General features: G+C 26.8%; 3 protein-coding genes and 1 other annotated feature. Of the genes, 2 read left to right on the forward strand and 1 reads right to left on the reverse strand.

Features of this window, described 5'->3' with window-relative positions; all coding sequences use genetic code 11:
- Nucleotides 1-288: 288 nt before the first annotated feature.
- Nucleotides 289-1,134, reverse strand: coding sequence for an AEC family transporter (locus Q5F54_RS11735; RefSeq protein ID WP_331562780.1), 846 nt, complete (start codon nt 1,132-1,134; stop codon nt 289-291).
- Nucleotides 1,135-1,570: 436 nt separating this feature from the next.
- Nucleotides 1,571-1,828, forward strand: a binding site (T-box leader).
- A gap of 102 nt (nt 1,829-1,930) precedes the next feature.
- Here Q5F54_RS11735 and Q5F54_RS11740 point away from each other — a divergent pair.
- Nucleotides 1,931-2,932: a methionine ABC transporter ATP-binding protein gene (locus tag Q5F54_RS11740; protein WP_302334479.1), complete on the forward strand. Its 1,002-nt coding sequence runs from the start codon at nt 1,931-1,933 to the stop codon at nt 2,930-2,932.
- A gap of 14 nt (nt 2,933-2,946) precedes the next feature.
- Nucleotides 2,947-3,594, forward strand: a complete 648-nt coding sequence (locus Q5F54_RS11745; protein WP_302334480.1) for a methionine ABC transporter permease — start codon at nt 2,947-2,949, stop codon at nt 3,592-3,594.
- Nucleotides 3,595-3,772: the final 178 nt, after the last annotated feature.

Here is a 3,772-nt window from a genome sequence, read left to right on the forward strand (position 1 = left end):
AAGATACAAATAAAAGACAAAAACAATAAAAGTTAAAAAAACAAGATAATATAAATATTAAAGAATTTACATTAACACAAACAGCATTAAATTATTAAATGAAAAGCTATAGAATGATAATTATCCATTCTATAGTTTTTTTATTTAATAATTTAAATTAGTGATTTTAAAATTAAGATTAATATTATATTTGTATTAAATCAAATGGGATTGTTTTAATATAAATATCCACATAAATACCGTAACCACACAAAAAGCAGATGTAAATACAACTATCTGGCCTGCAAGTTAACTATCTGAATCCATTTGTTGTGCCATTGTAAAAGATGATATAGCAGTTGGTGCAGCAAATATAATCATAAGTGTAGTAAGTTCAACACCTCTATATCCAAACATAATACATATAGGAAGTATGATACATGGTGTCAATATAGTTTTTCCGACAACAGCTATAGTTGTTTGTTTTAGGTATTTTTTTATATTGTCAAATTTAAAAGATGCTCCAAGTAGTATAAGTGAAAGTGGAGTAGCTATTTTTGAAACATCACTTATTGTTTTTTCTATTGCTGTAGGAATTTTAATTTTAAGAAGTAAAGTAAGTATACCTAAGCAAGATGCAATTATAAGTGGATTTTTTATTATTCCTATAGATATCTTTCTAAAATCAGGTTTACCACCTCTGAAAGTTTCTAGTGCAATCACTGATAAAATATTGAACAGTGGGACAATAACTGCAATTAAAAGAGCAGCAACACCAACTTTTTCACTTCCAAATAAGGACTCTGTTATAGGAATACCGAATATTACAAAGTTACTTCTAAATAGCCCTTGAAGTAGAGCCCCTCGCTTTTTATTATCTTTTTCTATTAATGGAACTATTAGATATAATATTAAATATAAAGCTATTACACAAGTTGCTGAAAATATCATTAACTTTAAATTGAATACGCCTTGTAAATCAGTTTTATATATGTTGTAAAATAATAACATAGGTAAAAATGATTTAAATGTAATGTTGTTCATCGTATCTAATGTATTATTATCAAACATATTAAGAGATTTAAGAAAATAACCTAATGACATTGTAATAAATAATGGTAAGACAACATTAAGTGATAATATAAGATTCTCCATAATAATTTCCCCCGATTGCAGTAATTGTTAACATATACAATTATAGATTTGATAATTTTAAAAATCAAATATAAGGATGTTTTTTTAGTGTTTATTAGATTTTAATACTATTAATACAATACAAGTTTATGTATATTTTAAACAATAATCTAATATTATTGAAAGAACTTAGTTTATTGATAATGTTAGATTATAAGAATAAATGTATTAGTAAGGATCTTATAAATTATAGATTAAATAATGTAAGTAAAATAGTTAAATGCTCAAATGCTTTCTTTGAATAAACAAAAAAATTGAAATAGATAATATGCTATAAATAATATTTAAATTGTAATTTTAGGAATAAAATAAATATTATAAAATTTCAGAAAATTTATTGACAAATAAAACTAAAGTAATTATTATTTAAAATATAAGTAGCAAATAAAAAATAACAACAAACGCTAAGAAAAGGAGAGTACCTTTAAGAATACTTTTACAGAGAGTTCCTATTTGGTGAGAGGGAGCGAAGGATATTAAAGGGAAAATGGCCTTGGAGTGGTGTACCGAGATCTTTTTGATTTAGGCTACAACGGGCTCACCCGTTACAGTGATAGAGTATAACCAAAATATTTTGGTGTACTTGATGAGGTTTGTATCGTGAGGTACAAATAAATTAGGATGGTAACACGAAGTTTTAACTCTCGTTCCTAAGACTTAGTTCTTAGGTTCGGGAGTTTTTTTGATATCTAATAAAGTATATTTTTAACCAAATTAATTTTAAGTAAAATAAATTTTAAAATTGGAGGGGAAAAAGATGATAAGAATAAAAGGGGTAAACAAATACTTTGGAAATACACAGGTGCTAAAAAATATTAATGTGGAAATAAATAAAGGTGAGATTTTTGGTTTAGTAGGGCACAGTGGAGCTGGAAAATCAACACTATTAAGATGTATAAATGGATTAGAAAGCTATGATGATGGAAGTATAACTGTAAATAATAAAGAAATAAAAGATTTAACGTCAAAGGAATTAAGAGAATTTAGAAAAGATTTAGGTATGATATTTCAACATTTTTCATTATTAGAGAGGTTGAATGTATATGAAAACGTAGCACTACCATTAGAATGTTGGGGATATTCAAAAGAAGAAATAAATAAAAAAGTAGATGAACTATTAAGGCTTGTTGGATTGGAAAATAAAGCAAAAAATAAGCCCAAACACCTAAGCGGAGGTCAGAAGCAAAGAGTTGCTATAGCAAGAGCACTTGCATTAAATCCAAATATACTACTTTGCGATGAAGCTACATCAGCACTAGATCCAAATACTACAAAATCAATACTATCTTTACTTAGAGATATAAATAAAAAGCTAGGAATAACTATAATAATAGTTACACATCAAATGGAAGTTGTAAAAGAAGTTTGTAATAAGGTAGCAATATTAAAAGATGGTAAAGTATTAGAGTGTGGAGATACAGAAGAGTTATTCTTAAATCATTCAGAGTGTTTAAAAGAACTATTAGGTGAGGAAGAAGTAGTACCAAATAGTGGAGTTAATATAAAGCTATTCTTCCCTAAAGAGTTTTCAAATGGCTATATAATAACTTCTATGGCTAGAAGTTTGGATATAGACTTTTCAATAGTATGGGGAAAACTTGAAAAATTTAGAGATGATGTATTGGGATCGCTTATTATAAATATTCCACAAGATAAAAAAGAACAAGTGATAAATTACTTAAATTTAACTGATGTAAAATGGGAAGTATTACAAAATAAAGAAAATAAAATTAATAATAAAGAATTAGAAAGAGCATAAAAGGGGGGATTTAAATGAAAACTAATTTTTTAGAATTTGCAAAAGATATTTTAATAGAGGCATTTTTCCAAACTTTATACATGACAGCTGTAGCAACAATATTTGCTACAATTATAGGATTTATAATTGCAATAACTTTAGTAATAACTGACTCAAATGGACTTAGACCAAATAAAAAATTAAATGATGTATTAGGGGGGATTATAAATACTGTTCGAAGTTTTCCATTTATCATATTAATGGTGGCAATAATACCACTTACAAGATTTATAGTAGGTAAGGCTATAGGAGTAAATGCAGCACTTGTACCACTTACAATAGGAGCAGCACCATTTATAGCTAGAGTAATAGAAAGTGCATTAAAAGAAGTTGATAAAGGTCTAATAGAAGCTGCAAAATCATTTGGGGCATCTGATTTTCAAATAATGATAAAAGAAGCAATGCCATCAATAGTATCAGGAATAACATTATCTACAATATCAATACTAGGTTATACTGCAATGGCAGGTGCTGTAGGCGCAGGAGGATTAGGAGCAGTAGCACTTACATATGGTTATCAGAAGTTTGATACATCAGTAATGTTGTATACTGTACTCATATTAATAGTAATAGTTCAATTAATTCAATGTATAGGGAATTTAGCTTATAAAAAGCTTAAATAAAATTTACTTTGTAAAGGATATTCATATTAAACTATATAAAAATTAAGGGGGAAAATAAAATGAAATTAAAAAAATTATTAGGATTAGCATTGTCAGGAGTATTAACAATATCAGCAATAGGATGTAGTAAAACACAACCAGAAAATATTGATGAAAAAGGAAATAACAAAATTGTTAT

Origin of the sequence: uncultured Romboutsia sp. (assembly GCF_958366745.1) — a bacterium.
In the GTDB taxonomy this organism is placed as follows: domain Bacteria; phylum Bacillota; class Clostridia; order Peptostreptococcales; family Peptostreptococcaceae; genus Romboutsia; species Romboutsia timonensis.

Coding starts and splice junctions, on each gene's coding strand:
- Q5F54_RS11735 (WP_331562780.1), bottom strand. CDS start 1,134: ATGGAGAATCTTATATTATCACTTAATGTTGTCTTACCATTATTTATT.
- Q5F54_RS11740 (WP_302334479.1), top strand. CDS start 1,931: ATGATAAGAATAAAAGGGGTAAACAAATACTTTGGAAATACACAGGTG.
- Q5F54_RS11745 (WP_302334480.1), top strand. CDS start 2,947: ATGAAAACTAATTTTTTAGAATTTGCAAAAGATATTTTAATAGAGGCA.